This is a genomic window from Neisseria sp. DTU_2021_1001991_1_SI_NGA_ILE_055, assembly GCF_032342915.1.
GTDB lineage: Bacteria > Pseudomonadota > Gammaproteobacteria > Burkholderiales > Neisseriaceae > Neisseria.
Genome location: NZ_CP135440.1, coordinates 1,507,578 through 1,525,381, shown reverse-complemented (window position 1 = coordinate 1,525,381; position 17,804 = coordinate 1,507,578). Strand labels below are relative to the sequence as shown.

The 17,804-nt window shown below is 47.3% G+C and carries 17 protein-coding genes and 1 tRNA gene; 14 read left to right on the top strand and 4 right to left on the bottom strand.

Translation table 11 applies throughout. The features are described 5' to 3' along the window. Positions 1 to 3: 3 nt before the first annotated feature. From RRV97_RS07160 to RRV97_RS07135, 6 genes are all read left to right on the top strand, one after another. Entirely contained in the window at positions 4 to 540 is a 537-nt protein-coding gene (locus RRV97_RS07160) for an ATP/GTP-binding protein (RefSeq protein ID WP_315611123.1), read from the top strand. 1 nt (position 541) lies between these two features. Further along, positions 542 to 1,183 carry a peptidase M23 gene (locus RRV97_RS07155; protein WP_315611122.1) on the top strand — a complete coding sequence of 214 codons (642 nt, stop codon included), beginning with the start codon at positions 542 to 544 and terminating at the stop codon, positions 1,181 to 1,183. Between the two features lie 39 nt (positions 1,184 to 1,222). Then, positions 1,223 to 1,582 carry a roadblock/LC7 domain-containing protein gene (locus RRV97_RS07150; RefSeq protein WP_003679682.1) on the top strand — a complete coding sequence of 120 codons (360 nt, stop codon included), beginning with the start codon at positions 1,223 to 1,225 and terminating at the stop codon, positions 1,580 to 1,582. A gap of 98 nt (positions 1,583 to 1,680) precedes the next feature. Beyond that, a tRNA-Asn gene (locus RRV97_RS07145) sits at positions 1,681 to 1,756 on the top strand. Positions 1,757 to 2,001: 245 nt separating this feature from the next. Continuing rightward, the gene (locus RRV97_RS07140; RefSeq protein ID WP_036494005.1) at positions 2,002 to 2,397 is read left to right on the top strand and encodes a hypothetical protein; all 396 of its coding nucleotides are present in this window, start codon (positions 2,002 to 2,004) and stop codon (positions 2,395 to 2,397) included. 453 nt (positions 2,398 to 2,850) lie between these two features. Further along, entirely contained in the window at positions 2,851 to 4,410 is a 1,560-nt protein-coding gene (locus tag RRV97_RS07135) for a TerC family protein (RefSeq protein ID WP_315611121.1), read from the top strand. 64 nt (positions 4,411 to 4,474) lie between these two features. Here the strand turns inward: RRV97_RS07135 and RRV97_RS07130 are convergent, their stop codons facing one another. Next, positions 4,475 to 5,578 carry an anhydro-N-acetylmuramic acid kinase gene (locus RRV97_RS07130; protein WP_315611120.1) on the bottom strand — a complete coding sequence of 368 codons (1,104 nt, stop codon included), beginning with the start codon at positions 5,576 to 5,578 and terminating at the stop codon, positions 4,475 to 4,477. 153 nt (positions 5,579 to 5,731) lie between these two features. Between RRV97_RS07130 and RRV97_RS07125 the strand changes: the two genes are divergently transcribed. Continuing rightward, the gene (locus tag RRV97_RS07125) at positions 5,732 to 7,306 is read left to right on the top strand and encodes an inorganic phosphate transporter (RefSeq protein ID WP_003748724.1); all 1,575 of its coding nucleotides are present in this window, start codon (positions 5,732 to 5,734) and stop codon (positions 7,304 to 7,306) included. A gap of 341 nt (positions 7,307 to 7,647) precedes the next feature. Here the strand turns inward: RRV97_RS07125 and RRV97_RS07120 are convergent, their stop codons facing one another. The 3 genes from RRV97_RS07120 to secA form a co-directional block, all read right to left on the bottom strand. Next, the gene (locus RRV97_RS07120; protein ID WP_314060533.1) at positions 7,648 to 8,088 is read right to left on the bottom strand and encodes a ProQ/FINO family protein; all 441 of its coding nucleotides are present in this window, start codon (positions 8,086 to 8,088) and stop codon (positions 7,648 to 7,650) included. A gap of 117 nt (positions 8,089 to 8,205) precedes the next feature. Beyond that, entirely contained in the window at positions 8,206 to 9,306 is a 1,101-nt protein-coding gene (gene aroC, locus RRV97_RS07115) for a chorismate synthase (protein ID WP_315611119.1), read from the bottom strand. A gap of 132 nt (positions 9,307 to 9,438) precedes the next feature. After that, on the bottom strand, positions 9,439 to 12,192 hold the full coding sequence (gene secA / locus RRV97_RS07110) for a preprotein translocase subunit SecA (protein WP_315611118.1): 2,754 nt from the start codon (positions 12,190 to 12,192) through the stop codon (positions 9,439 to 9,441). 154 nt (positions 12,193 to 12,346) lie between these two features. On the opposite strand from secA, the gene RRV97_RS07105 reads away from it, so the two are divergent. The 7 genes from RRV97_RS07105 (at position 12,347) to RRV97_RS07075 (ending at position 17,661) form a co-directional block, all read left to right on the top strand. Next, complete coding sequence (locus tag RRV97_RS07105; protein ID WP_036493295.1) at positions 12,347 to 12,769, top strand: DciA family protein; 423 nt, start codon at positions 12,347 to 12,349, stop codon at positions 12,767 to 12,769. 291 nt (positions 12,770 to 13,060) lie between these two features. Continuing rightward, positions 13,061 to 13,639: an azurin gene (gene azu / locus RRV97_RS07100; RefSeq protein ID WP_003748712.1), complete on the top strand. Its 579-nt coding sequence runs from the start codon at positions 13,061 to 13,063 to the stop codon at positions 13,637 to 13,639. Between the two features lie 92 nt (positions 13,640 to 13,731). Next, positions 13,732 to 14,241: a hemerythrin domain-containing protein gene (locus tag RRV97_RS07095; RefSeq protein WP_315611117.1), complete on the top strand. Its 510-nt coding sequence runs from the start codon at positions 13,732 to 13,734 to the stop codon at positions 14,239 to 14,241. 33 nt (positions 14,242 to 14,274) lie between these two features. Next, positions 14,275 to 14,895, top strand: coding sequence for a glucose-6-phosphate 1-dehydrogenase family protein (locus RRV97_RS07090; protein WP_004519621.1), 621 nt, complete (start codon positions 14,275 to 14,277; stop codon positions 14,893 to 14,895). 111 nt (positions 14,896 to 15,006) lie between these two features. Further along, positions 15,007 to 16,140, top strand: a complete 1,134-nt coding sequence (gene dapE / locus RRV97_RS07085; RefSeq protein WP_314060520.1) for a succinyl-diaminopimelate desuccinylase — start codon at positions 15,007 to 15,009, stop codon at positions 16,138 to 16,140. Positions 16,141 to 16,246: 106 nt separating this feature from the next. Then, positions 16,247 to 16,732 carry a hypothetical protein gene (locus RRV97_RS07080; protein WP_315611116.1) on the top strand — a complete coding sequence of 162 codons (486 nt, stop codon included), beginning with the start codon at positions 16,247 to 16,249 and terminating at the stop codon, positions 16,730 to 16,732. Positions 16,733 to 16,905: 173 nt separating this feature from the next. Beyond that, positions 16,906 to 17,661 carry a methylated-DNA--[protein]-cysteine S-methyltransferase gene (locus RRV97_RS07075; protein WP_315612248.1) on the top strand — a complete coding sequence of 252 codons (756 nt, stop codon included), beginning with the start codon at positions 16,906 to 16,908 and terminating at the stop codon, positions 17,659 to 17,661. Positions 17,662 to 17,804 lie beyond the last annotated feature (143 nt).

The window sequence follows — 17,804 nt, the reverse complement described above, 5'->3', positions numbered from 1 at the left end:
GTCATGAAAGAAAATAAAATTATCTTTACCGGTCCTGTTGGCGTAGGTAAAACCACTGCAATTTTAGCTTTATCTGATGAACCGCCGGTTCAAACCGATGCATCCGCATCCGATATGACACTTGTCCGCAAGGGGTACACAACTGTGGCAATGGACTACGGTGTCATTCATTTGGATGAGGAAACCAAGGTTCATCTTTATGGTACGCCTGGTCAGGAGCGTTTTAATTTTATGTGGGAAATTCTGAGCCAAGGCAGTATGGGCTTAGTGCTTCTTTTAGATAATACAAGAAGCAACCCATTGAAAGACTTGCAATTCTTCTTGGATGCGTTCCGCGAGTTGCTGAAAAAAGCGCCTTTGGTTGTAGGGGTAACGAAGATGGATATCCGCTCCTTGCCAAGCGTAGATGTTTATCAAAAATATTTAGCACAGAATAATTTTAATGTACCGGTTTTTGAGATTGATGCACGTCGTGAAGACGATGTAAAACAATTGGTTACTGCCATGTTGTTCTCAATTGACCCCGGATTAGAGGTATAAGATGGAAGCGACACTCTCTTTACAATCAAATTTATATCCTAAGATTACACCGGCAGGTGCGTATTATGCCGTTTCAAGTGATACGCCCAGCGCCAGCAGAACTTTATTGTATGGTTTGTTGCGCGCAGAGCCGTCTGAAACCATCAGTAGTGAAAAACTTTGGGCGTGGGCAGACACCAGCGATATCAATACCGCTTTAAACTTGTTGTATCGCCTCCAACGTTTGGAGTTTTTGTACGGTGACGAGGAAATCAGCACAGAGGACATCCATCTGACTGACGAGCAATTACCGACATTGTTGGAACAGTTGTCTAATTCTGGCAAAGCTTTGTTGGCTGATGAAAACGGTTTGTATTTTGCCAATGCCAATTTCCATCATGAGGCAGCAGAAGAATTGGGCCTTTTGGCGAGCGAAGTGGCCAAAATGGAAGACAATCACCGTCTTTTGATTCGCAATAACCTGCATATCAATAATAGCGCATGGGGTATTTGCGATCCTTCAGGCCAAAGTGAATTGACCTTTTTCCCACTGTATATTGGCATGACCAAACTGATTTTGGTAATTGGCGGAATGCCTGATTTAAATAAAGAGGCTTTTGTTACTTTGGTTAAAGTGCTGTACCACCGATACGGCAGCCGTTGATTTTTGCCTGACCGATATTTATTTTAGAATGGAGCGACTATGCAACAACTATTGATCTCTGTATTAAGCGATTTGAACAATACCTCTGCGGATATCACTGCTTCTGCAGTTATTTCTACAGACGGCCTGCCGATCGCAACCATGCTGCCTTCGCATTTGAATGCAGACCGTGTAGGTGCGATGTCGGCAACGCTTTTGGCATTGGGTAATCGTTCCGTACACGAGTTGGCTTGCGGTGAGTTGGATCAGGTAATGGTTAAAGGTAAAAATGGCTATATTCTGCTGAGTCAGGCAGGTGAAAATGCAGTGTTGGCATTGATGGCAAAAGAAAGCGGTAAATTGGGTTTGATTTTGTTGGATGCGAAACGTGCGGCCAAACAAATTGCTGAAATCTTATAAAAGTTTTATAAATTAAAAAGATATAAAAATATTTTTGTTTTTATATAGATTGTTGCTTGACAGGTTTCTGATATTTTCTATATAATCTCATTTTTAATTCCCCGATAGCTCAGTCGGTAGAGCGACGGACTGTTAATCCGCAGGTCCCTGGTTCGAGCCCAGGTCGGGGAGCCAGATTTGAAAACCACCATCTTGTATGGTGGTTTTTATTTTATCTATTGGTTAATATTTTAAGATATTTTGATGATAATTGATTAAATGATTACACTTAATTCATCAGCCTTTATAGGAACAAATCATCAAGGTTACATCACAACCATCCATGTGAAAAGTGGAAAAGAGTTTTGGAGAACTATAAATCGTAGCAATCCAAAAGATAAAACAATTTATGAAGTAAAATAATTTATGAAAGGTTAAAAATGATTTACTCAGCAAAGCTAAAAAAAATGGATGAAATAATTGAGGAATTTGCATATTTTTCTATAGAAAATAACGATCTATATTGTTTCCTCGATTATTGTCCAATGGCTATTGAAGTAAATAAAGTTTACAATGTGGAACTTGACTATTTCATTGTTGATAAGTTTATATTGGAAGAGGTTAATACAGATGAATCTGTTATTATTCCTTTTGAAAGAATAGGTGATAGTGCACAATATAAGATAACAGGTAGGCTAGATGGCAATACATTTACAGCTGGAAATATTTGCTTTGTAGATGATGCTCTTCAATTAAAATATTCTTATTTAGATGGCAGATTAATTACTTTAACTGTATGGAGATTAAATATATCCGTAATTTCTGAAAGAATATAATCGTTATATTTTCTAAGAAAATTATTGTCTATATAAACCGTGTCGTCTGAAAAAATCCCAATTTTCAGACGGCTTGAGACCTTAGTAAAAAAACCTAAGTTTTTACCCAGTCATTTAGGGGATTTCTTATAAGAATCTTCTTTCAGCAAACCGAACAAACCATGATCACCAAATATATCGACCGATTCCTTTTGTTAACGCTGGAGAAAGTGATTTGTTGGCAGCTGTAGGCTGTTTTTAAAAGAAAATATGCTGTCGGATTTTGCCTTTCTTTCGTCAAACTGATAAACTGTTTGCCATTATTTTTGACTGGGGCATAAATTTTTTATGAAAGACGCAGAGCAGAGTAGTTGTTATACCGCTTCTTTCCCTTTATTTATGCCCGAACTTTGGCAGTCTGTCCGTTTTAAGCGGAACGGCTGCCTTTTTGTATTTTAAAGGAACGCAATCATTATGGATTTCAGTTGGTTGGCCGAGCCGCATACTTGGATAGGCTTTGCCACGCTTCTGGTTTTGGAAGTTGTTTTAGGTATTGATAACCTTGTTTTCGTAGCAATTTTGGCAAACAAGGTCAAACCGTCGCAACGGGATAGGGCGCGGATAACGGGCTTGGGTTTGGCTGTCGTTATTCGGATGTTCATGCTGGGCTTTATGGCGCACATCATGACGCTGACGCGTCCTTTGTTTGAGCTGGGCGGCTTGGAGATTTCCGGCAAAGACATGATTATGTTTGCCGGCGGTATTTTCCTGCTTTATAAAGCGACTACCGAGCTGCACGAACGACTTGAAGGCCACAATCAATTTGCGGTTGCTGAAGGGCAGAAGAAGCATTCTTCTTTTTGGGGTGTTGTGGCACAAATCTTGATTTTGGATGCGGTTTTCTCTATCGATTCTGTTATTACGGCAGTGGCGATGGTGGATCATATTGTGGTGGCAATGGGTGCAGTGGTTGTGGCGATGACGGTGATGATTTCCGCCAGCAAACTGTTGACCGCCTTTGTGGACAAGCATCCGACCGTAGTGATGCTGTGTTTGGGTTTCTTGTTGATGATTGGTTTCAGCCTGATTGCGGAAGCCTTCCATTTCCATATTCCGAAAGGCTATTTGTATGCGGCGATCGGCTTCTCGATTTTGATCGAACTGTTTAATCAGGTTTCGCAAAAGAATGCCCGCAAAAATGACTACATCAGTACTTCTTGGCGTAAGCGCACCGCTGAAAATGTGTTGGGCATGATGGGTATCCGCGAAAGCATTTTGGCAAAAGCAGGCGATAATGGCGGCGATGACGAGCATTTTGAAGAAAACGAAAAATCCATGATTCGCAGCGTGCTGACTTTGGCGGAGCGTCCGATTATGGGTGTGATGATTCCGCGTCGGGAAATCGAGAAGTTGGATATTTCCCAAAGTCGGGAAGAACAAAATGCGCAGCTGAAAAATACGCCGTATAGCCGTTTGTTGGTTGTCGGTAAGGCAGGTGTAGATGAGCCTTTGGGCTATATCAGTAAAAAAGATTTGCTGAACCAGCTGCTTGAATCGGGAGAAATCAATATTCAGACGGCCTTGCGCCAGCCGTTGATTTTGCCGGACAGTACGACGGCGTTGAATGCGATTGAATTGTTCCGTCAAAGCAGCGCGGATTATGCTTTGGTGGTGGATGAGTTTGGTGCGGTGTTAGGCATGGTAACCATGAAAGATTTGTTGGAAACCATTGCCGGGGAATTCCCCGAGGAATTCGAGCGTGAGGAAGAAGAAGCTGCTCCAGCCAGTCAGGATGAAACGCTGTCTGTGGATGGTGCATTGGAGTATGTGGAATTGGCTTCTCAATTGAATCTGCCTGCCCAAGAGGAAGACGCTGACTTTCATACCGTTGCCGGCTTGATTATGGAAGAGTTGCAAAGTATTCCTGATGTGGGCGATTTCATCGATTATCACGGTTGGCGTTTTGAAGTGGTTGAAAAAGACGGACAACGGATTGCCCGTGTGAAAATCAACCGTTTGCCGGAAGAAGAATAAGTGAAGAGTTAGTATGGTAAAGGCCGTCTGAAAATGTTCAGACGGCCTTTTTATTTATCCGACTTTAGTTGCCGTAATGTCCGGAGCCTAAAATTCGGTGTGAATGTGCGCCGGTTGCATGGTGGGGATTGCTTGGAATTTGATTGCACCAACAGGCTGCAAGCCAGGCAAAAGCAGCGGCTTCGACCCATTGCGGGTCAAGATGGAGCTTGGCCGTGCTGTGCAATTGGGTGTCGGGAGAAAACAGGGTTTCCAAGTCATGCATTAACACCGGATTGCGGATGCCACCGCCGCAGATATAAAGATGATGAATCGCCGGGGCAGCTTGTTTGGTCGCGTTAAAAATGGTTTGTGCGGTATAAAAGACCAATGTGTGCATGACATCTTCCGGCTTTTCATCACCTTTCAGACGGCCTTGAAGCCAGCTTAGGGAAAACAACTCTCGGCCTGTACTTTTGGGATAAGGGCGGCTGAAATAAGGATGGTCGAGCAGGGAGGCGAGCAGGTCAGGGAGGATTTCGCCTTGTGCGGCTTTTTCCCCGTTTTTGTCGTAAGGCTGTTGCCAGATATGTTGCATCCATGCATCCATCAACATATTGCCGGGGCCGGTATCGAAGCCGAAAGAAGGGCTGTCGGGCGGGAGGATGCTGATATTGGAAATGCCGCCAATATTAAGTACGGCACGGGTTTCATTCGCATCTCGAAACAGTGCTTCGTGAAAAGCGGGGACGAGGGGCGCACCTTGGCCGTTGCAGGCAAGGTCGCGGCTGCGGAAGTCTCCGATCGTGAAGATGCCGATCAGCTCGGCCAATAGGGGGAGGTTGACCAGTTGAATGCTGTAACCGTGTTCAGGCGCGTGGCGGATGGTTTGTCCGTGGCAGCCGATTGCAGTAATGTCTTTGGCAGACAGGTTTTGTTCTGTCAACAGTTGCTGTACGGTTTGGGCGTATAGGCGGCTGAGTGTTTGCGCCAGGATATTGCTTCTGTGCAATTCATTTTCGCCTATGTCTTGCAGTGCCAACAATTCTTGGCGCAGGCCGTCTGAATAGGGTAGAAAGCTATGGGCGACGGCGCGTTGCCATTGTTTGCCCTGCATTTGAATCAGTACGGCATCGGCACCGTCCATGCTGGTTCCGGACATGATGCCGATATAGTATTGGGGTTGCATTTCGGTTACAGAAAGGGAAGGTAAAACGACATTTTAACGCCTTTTGACGTTTTTACGGGAATTTCGGCGTTTAATGTAAATAGTTGGTGCAAGAAAGATTACAAAGAGGTTAAAATAGCGCGACTCAACATGTTTTCCAAAAGGAAACTTTCCATGGCTCAAACTCAGTCGAGTGCGAACTTGAAGCTGATTAATACGGCTTTCGCCGCTATGCTTGTGAGCATGGTCGGCTATTTTATTTATTGGGGCCTGGGTTATACCCATTACAACCATTCCGGCCTGTTTATCCTTGCCACCTTTTTCGGCGTCTTCATGGCGTTTAATGTGGGCGGTAACGATATTGCCAACTCTTTCGGTACAAGTGTCGGCTCCGGCACATTGACCATTCCGCAAGCCTTGCTGATTGCGGCAGTATTTGAAGTCAGCGGCGCAGTGATTGCCGGCGGTGAGGTAACAGATACCATCCGCAAGGGTATTGTCGATTTGAATGCGATGCATTTGGATCCGATGCAGTTTGTCTTTATTATGATGTCTGCGCTTTTGGCTGCGGCATTGTGGCTGCTTTTTGCCTCGCACAAAGGCCTTCCTGTCTCGACGACGCATGCGATTATCGGCGGTATTGTCGGTAGTGCATTGTGCATGGCGACGTTAAACGGCGTAGATTCCGTTGCATTGATTCAGTGGGATAAATTGGGTGAGATTGCCTTGTCTTGGATTTTGTCTCCGGTTTTGGGCGGCATCGTTTCCTATCTGTTGTTTTCACGAATCAAGAAAAATGTTTTGGATTACAACTCTTGGGCCGGCAATACGCTGAAAGGCATCAAACTGGAGAAGAAAGCCTATAAAGAAGAGCACCGCCAGTTTTTTGAGGCCTTGAGTGAATCTGAAAAAGTCGAATACGCCACCAAAATGGCGCACGATGCCCAAATCTATGATGAGCCGGACTTTGATCCCGAAGAGTTGCAGTCTGAGTATTATCGCGGCCTGTACCGCTTTGACAGCCGTAAGGGCGAAGTGGATTCTTACAAAGCCCTGCATTCCTGGGTGCCGTTTATTGCTTCTGTCGGCGGTATGATGATTGCGGCCATGTTGATTTTCAAAGGTCTGAAAAATCTGCATTTGGGCATGAGCAATGTCAACAGCTTCCTGACCATTTTCATGATCGGTGCGGCTATTTGGATGGGTACATTCGTATTCGCCAAAAGTTTGAAACGCAAAGATTTGGATAAATCGACATTCCAAATGTTCTCATGGATGCAGGTATTTACCGCCTGTGGTTTCGCATTCAGCCATGGTGCGAACGATATTGCCAATGCGATTGGTCCGTTTGCCGCGATTATGGATGTGCTGCGTACCAACAGCATTACCGCTCAAAACGCCGTGCCGCCGATTGCCATGTTAACTTTTGGTATCGCTTTGATCGTCGGCTTGTGGTTTGTCGGTAAAGAAGTGATTAAAACCGTAGGGACCAGCTTGGCAGAAATGCACCCTGCGTCAGGCTTCTCAGCCGAGCTTTCTGCCGCCGCCGTCGTGATGGCTGCATCATTTATGGGCTTGCCTGTTTCTAGTACCCATATCTTGGTGGGTGCCGTTTTGGGCATCGGCTTGGTTAACCGCAATGCCAACTGGAAATTGATGAAACCGATCGGCCTTGCTTGGGTCATTACCTTGCCTGCTGCTGCCGTTTTGTCTGTTGTCAGCTATTTGGTTTTGCAGGCCGTGTTTTAATTGATTATTTGATTTCAAAAGGCCGTCTGAAAGATAGATTTCAGACGGCCTTTGCTTATCTTTATAAGGGGTGGCTTTCAGTTTGTTTTAAAGATGCATAAATAATACTGTTCAATATTTGAACTGGGGCATGAATCATCGGGTAATAAATACCTTGTTGGGAATAGCTTGGACAAGATTTTGGTTTCAAAAATTAGCTTAGTGAGAAAAAAGTAAAACTATTTTTAATCAGTTCACGATCAGATAAGACTCAGTAATAAAAACCCCGATTCAACGACATTAAAGAAAGTCATTGAATCGGGGTCTTTATTTAGAACAAGCTATAACAGGCCGTCTGAACATTATTCAGCAGCTTTGTTGGTCTCCTCAGCTTGAGTAGGAGCCGCTTCTGCTTCAGCGGCGGCTTTAGCTGCTTGGCGTTCGGCTTGTGCAGCCAATGCCTGTTGAACGGCAGGATGCTGTTGGGCGATGGTTTGCTCTTCTGCGCTGACCTCGCCTTTGAAGCGGTTGTTCAGGTCGAAACGTTTGCCGCCGCGGGCCAAGGCTTTCAGATAGCGTGGGCGGCGGCAGTGGTTGGCCAGTACGCGTGCAATCAGTGCAGGATCGTATTGGGGCAGGGCGGCAACCAAATCTTGGTCAATGCCGACAGCCAACGGTTTGAATCGTTTGAACACATCATATTTGCCGTAAATGTGGTCGGCAATCATGTCTGTTTGTTTTTTCTTGCTCATGGTTTGGACGGCAGATTTCAGTGCAGCGCCCAAAGCGGTTTCTTGTGCCATTGCGGTTGTATTCCTCTAATCTAAATCCGTATTTTCTTCATACGGCAATAAGGTGCTATTGTAGTATAAAGACTGTGATTTGGCTAAATTTTTCTGAGAATATTCAGAAATAAACGGTTATTTTCCCAGTTTGGCAATGTCCGGTGTATTAACCTGAACATCGGCATTTTGCGCACGATGGCGTAAGGCGTGGTCAATCAAGACCAATGCCAGCATGGCTTCGGCAATCGGAGCAGCGCGTAATCCGACGCATGGGTCGTGGCGGCCGTGTGTGGCAAGTTCGACAGAGTTGCACTCTATATCAATGCTCCGGCGCGGTGTGGCGATGGAACTGGTCGGTTTGATGGCAATATTCACATGGATATCTTGTCCGGTGCTGATGCCGCCCAAGATGCCGCCTGAGTGGTTGGATAGAAAACCTTGAGGCGTGAGCTCGTCTCCATGCTCGCTGCCGCGTTGCATTACGCTATCAAAACCTGCACCGATTTCCACGCCTTTGACGGCATTAATGCCCATCATGGCATAGGCAATTTCTGCGTCGAGACGGTCAAAAACCGGTTCGCCCAAGCCCACGGGGACGTTAACCGCTTCGATATGCAGTTTCGCGCCGACAGAGTCCAATGCTTTGCGCACGCTGTCCATATAGTTTTCCAAGTCCTCAATTTGGCTTTGGTTTGCGGCAAAAAAAGGATTTTGGGAAATATATTCGTAACCTTCAAACTGGATTTCTTTTTCGCCTACTTGGGTAACGTAGGCGGTAATTTCCGTGCCGAATTTTTCTTTCAGCCATTTTTTAGCGACTGCTCCGGCGGCAACACGTGCGGCGGTTTCGCGGGCGGAACTTCTACCGCCGCCGCGGTAGTCGCGTGTGCCGTATTTGTGCCAGTAGGTGTAATCGGCATGGCCGGGACGGAAACTGGTGGCGATATTGCCATAGTCTTTGCTGCGTTGGTCTGTATTACGGATCAGGAGGGCGATGGGGGTGCCGGTGGTTTTGCCTTCAAATACGCCGGAGAGGATTTCGACTTGGTCGGCTTCGCGGCGTTGGGTAACGTGGCGGCTGGTGCCGGGTTTGCGGCGGTCAAGGTCAAATTGAATATCTGCTTCGCTCAATTCTAATCCGGGCGGGCAGCCGTCAATGATACAGCCCAAGCCTGCGCCGTGGCTTTCGCCGAAAGTGGTAACGGTAAAGATTTGTCCGAAGGTGTTGCCTGCCATAGGGATACTCTTTTGAAATTGGGTTTGGAAATTTTTTGCTTGTTTGGATAATTCTCAGGCCGTCTGAACGGTGAAACGAGAATCTTTGATTTCGTTTTTACACTTGTTCAGACGGCCTTTTGAGATGACTGCTTAGTTCAATTTACCGTGGCACTGTTTGTATTTCAGGCCGCTACCGCAAGGGCAAGGATCGTTGCGGTGAACAATCAGGCCGTTTTGTGCAAGCGCTTCAGGGCTGAAGTCTGTGCCGTCAGGATCGAACGCTTCGGTAACCAAATCGGTTTGCGATTGACCGAGCAATTCTTCCATATCAGGCGCATCGGAGTGGACGGTTTGAACATCGCTGACGCTTTGTGCGGCAGTGTGGTCGTATTCACTGTTGCGCTCGATTTGAACGGCAGTCAGCAAAGCGGCAATGTTTTGTTTGATACTGCGCCACAGGTTTTCAAACATGGCGAAAGCTTCGCGTTTGTATTCCTGTTTCGGATTTTTCTGAGCATAGCTGCGCAGATGGATACCTTGGCGCAAGTAGTCCATGGCGGCGAGGTGCTCGCGCCATTGGTTGTCGATAACTTGCAGCATAACATTGCGTTCGAAGTCAGACATAGCCTGTTTGCCGACCAATTCGACTTTTTCGGCATACTCGTCTTCGATGCGCTTGATGAGGCGTTCTTTAATGTCTTGGTTGTCCAAAGTGCTGTCTTCTTTCAGCCAGCCTTTAATATCGACATGCAGGCGGAAATCGGCGGCAAGTTGGTGCTCCAGTGCCGGAATGTCCCATTGTTCTTCCATGCTGTCCGGCGGGATGTGGTAGTCAACCAAGTCGCTGACAACGTCGGCGCGGATTTCGCGGGTCAAATCGCTGACGTCTTTAGTCGTCAGGATTTCGTTGCGTTGATGGTAAATCACTTTACGTTGGTCGTTGGCAACGTCATCGTATTCCAAAACCTGTTTACGCATATCGAAGTTGCGGCCTTCGACTTTACGTTGTGCGCCTTCGATTTGACGGGTCAGCAGGCCGTGTTCGATGGCAACGCCACGCTCGGGTGCCAGGCGGTTGAGGATAGCGGCGGCACGGTCGAGAGCAAAGAGGCGCAATAATGGGTCTTCAAACGACAGGTAAAAACGGCTGGAGCCGGGATCGCCCTGACGGCCTGCACGACCGCGCAATTGGTTGTCGATGCGGCGGCTTTCGTGGCGTTCCGTACCGATAATGTGTAAACCGCCTGCGGCCACAACTTGGTCGTGTTCGGCTTGCCAACCGCTTTCAAGGGCAGAAATTTGCGCTTGTTTTTGCTGTTCGCTCAAGGTTTCATCGGCATGGATGGCTTCGATTTGATGTTTGAGGTTGCCGCCCAAGACAATATCGGTACCGCGGCCGGCCATGTTGGTGGCAACGGTAATTGCGCCGACTTTACCGGCTTGGGCCACAATCAATGCCTCGCGCTCGTGTTCTTTGGCGTTGAGGACGTTATGCGGCAGACCTGCTTCGTGTAATAAGCGGGAAACCAGTTCGGAGTTTTCGATGCTGGTGGTACCGACCAAAACCGGTTGGCCATTTTTGTGGCATTCGGCGATGTCTTTGACAACGGCTTCAAATTTTTCTTCGGCCGAGCGGAAGATTTGGTCGTTGAAGTCTTTGCGTTGTACCGGACGGTTGGTCGGGATGATGACGGTTTCGAGGTTGTAAATGCTTTGGAACTCGAAGGCTTCGGTGTCGGCCGTACCGGTCATGCCGGACAGTTTGCTGTACAGGCGGAAGTAGTTTTGGAAGGTAATGGAGGCAAGCGTTTGGTTTTCGCGTTTGATTTCTACGCCTTCTTTGGCTTCAACAGCTTGGTGCAAGCCTTCGGACCAACGGCGGCCGGCCATCAGACGGCCTGTGAACTCGTCCACAATCACGATTTCGCCGTCTTGAATGACGTAGTGTTGGTCTTTGTGGAACAGGGTGTGCGCACGCAATGCCGCCATGAGGTGGTGCATCAGGGAAATATTGGCGGCAGAGTAGAGCGAGTCGTTTTCCTGCAATAAGCCCATTTGGGTCAGGATTTGCTCGGCGTGTTCGTGACCGGCTTCGCTCAGAATAACTTGGTGTGCTTTTTCATCTACCCAGTAATCGCCTTCGCCTTCTTCGGTTTCTTGTCGGATAAGGTGGGCCGGAACGGCATCCATCACGCGGTAGAGCTGGATGTTGTCATCTGCCTGGCCGGAAATAATCAGCGGCGTACGCGCTTCGTCGATCAAAATGGAGTCCACTTCGTCGACAACGGCAAAGTTCAATTCGCGCTGAACTTTATCGTATTGGTCGGTAACCATATTGTCGCGTAGGTAGTCGAAGCCGAATTCGTTGTTGGTGCCGTAAGTAATGTCGGCACCGTAAGCGGTTTGGCGTTCGAAAGGTTGCAAATCGGCTACGATCACGCCGACGCTCAAACCTAAGAAATTGTACAACGGCTCCATAATGCCCGCGTCACGAGAGGCGAGGTAGTCGTTGACGGTAACGACGTGTACGCCTTTTCCTGACAATGCATTCAGGTAAACGGCAAGGGTGGCCACCAATGTCTTACCTTCACCGGTACGCATTTCGGCGATTTTGCCATGGTGCAGGACCATACCGCCAATCAACTGTACATCGAAGTGGCGCATGCCCAATACGCGGCGGGATGCCTCGCGGCAGACGGCAAAGGCTTCAACCAAAATATCATCTAGCGTTTGTCCGTCAGCGAGGCGTTGTTTGAATTCGGCGGTTTTGGCCTGTAAATCTGCGTCGCTCAACGCTTTCATCTGTTCTTCGAGTGCATTGATTTTAGCAACGGATTTACGATATTGTTTCAGCAGGCGGTCGTTGCGGCTGCCGAAGATTTTCTTAGCAATGTTTGTCAGCATGAATAATTCCTGCGCCTTGATATAATAGTGGGCGAAATTGGGATTTTAACACAAGCGCTTGTATAACGCGGTAATGCTGTTTGAAATAAAGGCGGTTTTGCTGTATTTCAATTGTAATTGTTTGGTTAATTTACTGAAAGGCCGTCTGAAATATATGGATTTAGCACAATTGGGCAAACGCGACCGCTTATTGGCGGGCTTGTTGCAACAATCGCAACAATGGCGGAAATTGGATGCAAAAATCAAAACGGTTTTGCCGGTCAACCTGCATCCGCATTTTCAGACGGCCTGTATTGAAGACGGAAGACTGGTTTTGCTGGCCGCCAACAATATGGCTGCTTCGCGTTTGAAAATGATCCTGCCCGCCATGTTGCCCAAGTTGCAAGCATTGCACGACGGAATACGGGAAGTGGCGGTCAGGGTGGTCCCCAAACCTCCGTCTCAGCCGAAAACCAACAGCTTGCGATTGAGCGAGGCCGCTTTGGATAGCTTCGATGCGGCTGCGGCCAAATTGGAAGGCAGGCATCCAGAATTAGCAGCGGCATTGGCAGAATTGGTACGCAAACACAGCCGCTAAAATCATGCCGAATGAGATTATGGTTAATAAATGTTAAAACTTATTTCATTTGACCGATAGCATCTAATACTAAAGAAATACGACCTAAACAGTAACTGTTTTCTTTTAGGTAAACTGATGTAAACTTGGTCTGAAACTTTGATTTCGTGCGAAGTTTGTAGCAAAATAACGCCTGAATTTCTTATCGCTCTGCGTGAATAAGTTTAAGTCTGGTATTTGCCTTTGTTAATATATTCGCGCGGGTTCTATTAATAGAACTTAACAAGACTCTCATCATTAGGAGATACATCAATGAAAGCTTATCTGGCTCTGATTTCCGCTGCCGTTATCGGCTTGGCTGCATGCTCTCAAGAAGCTGCAAAACCTGCTGAAGCACCTGCTGCTTCCGCTGCTTCTGAAGCTGCTCCTGCAGAAACTACTGCACCTGCCGATGCCGCTCCTGCCTCTGAAGCTGCTCCAGCCGATGCTGCCGCCGCTCCTGCTGCCGGCAACTGCGCAACTACTGTTGAAGCCAACGACGCTATGCAGTTCAACACTAAAGAAATCCAAGTAAGCAAAGCTTGTAAAGAATTCACCATCACTTTGAAACACACCGGTACCCAACCTAAAGAAAGCATGGGCCACAACATCGTCATCGGTAAAGCCGAAGACATGGACGGTATTTTCAAAGACGGTGCCGGTGCTGCTGCAACTGACTACGTTAAACCTGACGACGCACGCGTTGTTGCCCACACCAAACTGGTTGGCGGCGGCGAAGAAGCTTCCCTGACTCTGGATCCTGCTAAATTGGCCGGCGGCGAATACAAATTCGCTTGTACCTTCCCAGGTCACGGTGCTTTGATGAACGGTAAAGTTACTTTGGTTGACTAATCCGCTTTAAGCTTAAAAACAGACAGCCTGCCTTGCGCAGGCTGTTTTGTTATAATCTGGAAACATTAATTTAAGAATAAAACCTCAAAACCATGAATCCGTTTGAAACTAAAAGCGTTACTTTTGCCGAACCCATTGAAATGCTGTACGCCTGTCATGGCAAAGTGCGCCGTTTCTGCAGCCAGGTTGCCATGTTGTCGGACTATATTGCCGAAAACGGCTGCAATCAAATCGTTTTGCAAACCATCCGCCAGATTGCACAATATTTTAATGTTGCCGCGCCGTTGCACCATGAAGACGAAGAAGAAAATTTCTTCCCGCTTCTATTGCAATATGCGTCGCAAGCTCAAGAAAGCGTTGACGAGCTTTTGCGCCAACATATCAGCCTGCACAACAATTGGGCGGCAGTATCCGCCGAATTCGCCAAACTCGAAGCAGACAACGCCTATGTCCCCGATGCGGAAACGTTCAAACGCTTTGTCGCAGGATATGATGTTCATCTGGCGATTGAAGAGCCGCTGTTTGATATGGGCAAAACTTTTATCCCCAAAGAAAAACTGACCGAAATCGGCGAAATTATGGCCGCACGCCGCCGCAAATAAGGCCGTCTGAAACAATCGTCTCAAGGATATATTATGCTGACCCCAAAAAGTTGCGATTTGTTCAATATTCCCTTTTTCCAATTTTCCCAGCTTAAAAAATACCAGCCTGAAAGTATTCCGCAAATCAAGGCAGACTATAAAGAAAACTGGCAGGTATGGCAGCAGCTGATCCAGCAGGTTGCCGCCGAATTGGGTGCGCCGTTTGCACCGCCGCATATCGAACGCTGGTGTAACGGCTGGCAGGTCCGCGCCCATTTCTTTGCCTATTTCAAATACGAACAATATAAAAATTCCGCAGCAATTTTGTCGATTTTGCTCAACCGCCGCCGTTTGAGCGTCAGCTTGGATTGGCACTGCTATAAAGCCGATGTTTCCCCCATTGCGTTGCCCGATTACAACCGCTGGCTGGATAATTTTGATACTGAAAAATACGCTTCATTCGATATGTGGCACGGTGCGGAAAGCGAATATGACGATTATCGTACCGTCGCCCAACAAAGCGACGGCGATAGAAAGCTTCGAGACGACAAAGATTTCTTCTGTATCGGCAAACACATCGAACGCGATGATTTGGGCAAGCAGGATGTCGCGAAATGGATAGTGGAAACAGTGGAAGACTTACTGCCGCTGTATGAAGCTTGTCATGGAAAATAACTCAGGACGCAGAAAGACAAACTGCCCATTCAGTATCTTCAAATAAACTCAAGGCCGTCTGAAAATCATATTCAGAACGTTTCAGACGGCCTGTTTTTCAAAGTGAACACAATGACCGAAACCCAATCCCTAGAACTCGCCAAAGCGTTGATTTCCCGCCCGTCCGTTACACCGGATGACCAAAATTGCCAACAACTGCTGGCCGAACGCCTGCAAAAAATCGGTTTTGCCGTAGAAGAGCTTCATTTTGGCGACACCAAAAACATTTGGTTGCGCCGCGGTACACAGGCTCCGGTGTTCTGTTTTGCCGGACACACCGACGTCGTGCCGACAGGCCCTGTTGAAAAATGGGATTCGCCACCGTTTGAACCGACCGAGCGTGAAGGCCGTCTGTATGGCCGCGGTGCGGCGGACATGAAAACCAGCATTGCCTGTTTCGTTACCGCCTGCGAGCGATTCGTTGCCGAACATCCCGATCATCAAGGCAGCATCGCACTCCTGATTACTTCGGACGAAGAGGGCGATGCGTTGGACGGCACGACTAAAGTGGTCGATGTGTTGAAAGCGCGCGGCGAGTTGATTGATTACTGTATCGTCGGCGAACCGACTGCCGTGGATAAATTGGGCGATATGTTGAAAAACGGACGGCGTGGTTCGTTGTCGGGCAATCTGACCGTCAAAGGCAAGCAAGGCCATATTGCCTATCCGCATTTGGCCATCAATCCCGTACATACTTTTGCCCCGGCCTTGCTGGAGCTGACACAGGAAGTCTGGGACGAGGGCAACGAATACTTCCCGCCGACCAGTTTCCAAATTTCCAATATCAACGGTGGCACAGGCGCGACCAATGTGATTCCGGGCGAGCTGAACGTCAAATTCAATTTCCGTTTTTCTACCGAGTCCACCGAAGAAGGGCTGAAACAACGCGTCCACGCCATTTTGGACAAACACGGTGTGCAATACGATTTGCAGTGGTCTTGTTCAGGCCAACCGTTCCTGACTCAGGCAGGAAAACTGACCGATGTGGCACGCGAAGCCATTGCCGAGATTTGTGGCATTGAGGCCGAATTGTCCACTACCGGCGGTACTTCGGACGGACGCTTCATCAAAGCTATTGCCAAAGAACTCATCGAGTTAGGCCCATCTAACGCGACCATCCACCAAATCAACGAAAACGTACGTTTGGAAGATATTCCGAAGTTATCGGCGGTGTATGAAGGTATGTTGAAACGCTTGTTGAAGTGAAAAGGCCGTCTGAAAACGACAGAAAGAGTATTGCCTCATCAAAATTGGCATGTATTGTGGTAATGCCTTGATTGTCATTAATCGATTTATTCACTAAAGGTTTCCTATGCAGAAATTTATCTCAGCTCTTGTTGTATTGGGATTGTCATTATCTTTGACAGGTTGTCTTGAGTCCGAGCCAAAGCCTCAAGCAGTTTCAATTAATCAAGGAAAAATTTTAGAAAAAAATGCACTGGTGGGATTGTGGCATATTGACGAGTTGCCCATGGATAAGCCACAAAACGCATATTATCTCAGTCGGGTAGAAACAACCGGCTCTGACAATCACATTTATGGAAAGCACATTGAGTTTGATAAAGATGGCAGGTTTAGCAGCGGTTATTCAGCAGAATGCGGTAATGATTGTTTTCCGCATTCAGAAGGTCTTTATCGATTTGTAAATGATGATGAAGTGATTTTGCAAGCGACCAAGGTTGAGCAAAGAGGCTATTGTGGGGAAAATGGAGAGTTTAACAAGAGCGGCGAGTGGGTCTTGGGAAAATTTAAAATAGAAAAAGACAAAGAATTTGTTGTTTTAAAGAAAATTCTATAATTTCAACTTTTTGATTTTATAATTTTTTTTGGAGAGTTTCATTGATAGGGTAGGCGGAAATTTCCAGTCAACCTGCACATAAGTGGTTTAAAGCCGCCGTACTGGATGGTGGAACTTATCATTCATCGAATAATTTGGTTGTGGTGTTTGTTGATTATCGGGAGTAAATGCAGATGATTACTCTGCCTTCTTTAGATGCGCTTCCATCAAAGTGGAATGAAATCCGAGAGCAGTTGGAAACCGACTTTTCTGCTGACTTCAAAGCCTTGCTGCAAGAGCGGTTTACGGAACATGAAGCCAAGCAGTTTGAGCAGGATTTTATCGATCGTATCGGTTGCGCCCCTGAAGAATATGTCCGTACCCGCCGAACCATCCGACTGTTGGAAACGCGTTATCCGGATAGTCCGAACGAACTGACTGCAGCCGCGTTTGCCACGCCTTTGGGCGAGATGTTGGCGGTGTTCGGCGGCAAGGGCTTGTGTCTGCTGGAATTTGTCGGTCAGAAACAGCTAGAGCAGGAAATCACGGCTGTCCAAAAAGCTTTGCACGGACAGTTTATTTTCCAAGAAAATGAGCAAACGCAACTTTTGCGCCAAGAATTGGATTTATACTTCCAAGGCCGTCTGAAAGTTTTTGCGACGCCTTTGGAAACGATAGGCACGGCCTTTCAGCAGCAGGTGTGGAATGCACTGCTGACCATTCCTTACGGCGAAACGCGCAGCTACAAGGAGCAGGCGCAGCAGTTGGGTAATCCTAAAGCCGTCCGCGCCGTTGCCGCTGCAAACGGGCAGAACAAAGTGTCTATCCTGATTCCCTGCCATCGCGTTATCGGCAGCGACGGCAAACTGACCGGCTACGCAGGCGGTTTGAACCGCAAACAATCGTTGCTTGCCTTGGAGCGAGGCGAGGTTCAGACGGCCTTGTTTTGAGTTTTGATAGAGGATAAGGGGCCATGCTTCGGGCAGGCTTCGCACGTTAAAAAATTGAGCAGCAGAAGGTCGGTGGAAGCCCGACGAAATCTGCACGGAGAAAAATGTTGGGCAACGCCCACGCTAGAAAAGAGAAATACGAC

Bases quoted from the DNA above. Each gene is read 5' to 3' on its own strand.
- aroC (WP_315611119.1), bottom strand. From the start codon at position 9,306: ATGGCAGGCAACACCTTCGGACAAATCTTTACCGTTACCACTTTCGGC.
- RRV97_RS07160 (WP_315611123.1), top strand. From the start codon at position 4: ATGAAAGAAAATAAAATTATCTTTACCGGTCCTGTTGGCGTAGGTAAA.
- RRV97_RS07075 (WP_315612248.1), top strand. From the start codon at position 16,906: ATGATTACTCTGCCTTCTTTAGATGCGCTTCCATCAAAGTGGAATGAA.
- RRV97_RS07130 (WP_315611120.1), bottom strand. From the start codon at position 5,578: ATGCAACCCCAATACTATATCGGCATCATGTCCGGAACCAGCATGGAC.
- dapE (WP_314060520.1), top strand. From the start codon at position 15,007: ATGACCGAAACCCAATCCCTAGAACTCGCCAAAGCGTTGATTTCCCGC.
- RRV97_RS07095 (WP_315611117.1), top strand. From the start codon at position 13,732: ATGAATCCGTTTGAAACTAAAAGCGTTACTTTTGCCGAACCCATTGAA.
- RRV97_RS07105 (WP_036493295.1), top strand. From the start codon at position 12,347: ATGGATTTAGCACAATTGGGCAAACGCGACCGCTTATTGGCGGGCTTG.
- azu (WP_003748712.1), top strand. From the start codon at position 13,061: ATGAAAGCTTATCTGGCTCTGATTTCCGCTGCCGTTATCGGCTTGGCT.
- RRV97_RS07120 (WP_314060533.1), bottom strand. From the start codon at position 8,088: ATGGCACAAGAAACCGCTTTGGGCGCTGCACTGAAATCTGCCGTCCAA.
- RRV97_RS07125 (WP_003748724.1), top strand. From the start codon at position 5,732: ATGGCTCAAACTCAGTCGAGTGCGAACTTGAAGCTGATTAATACGGCT.
- RRV97_RS07090 (WP_004519621.1), top strand. From the start codon at position 14,275: ATGCTGACCCCAAAAAGTTGCGATTTGTTCAATATTCCCTTTTTCCAA.
- secA (WP_315611118.1), bottom strand. From the start codon at position 12,192: ATGCTGACAAACATTGCTAAGAAAATCTTCGGCAGCCGCAACGACCGC.
- RRV97_RS07080 (WP_315611116.1), top strand. From the start codon at position 16,247: ATGCAGAAATTTATCTCAGCTCTTGTTGTATTGGGATTGTCATTATCT.
- RRV97_RS07150 (WP_003679682.1), top strand. From the start codon at position 1,223: ATGCAACAACTATTGATCTCTGTATTAAGCGATTTGAACAATACCTCT.
- RRV97_RS07135 (WP_315611121.1), top strand. From the start codon at position 2,851: ATGGATTTCAGTTGGTTGGCCGAGCCGCATACTTGGATAGGCTTTGCC.
- RRV97_RS07155 (WP_315611122.1), top strand. From the start codon at position 542: ATGGAAGCGACACTCTCTTTACAATCAAATTTATATCCTAAGATTACA.
- RRV97_RS07140 (WP_036494005.1), top strand. From the start codon at position 2,002: ATGATTTACTCAGCAAAGCTAAAAAAAATGGATGAAATAATTGAGGAA.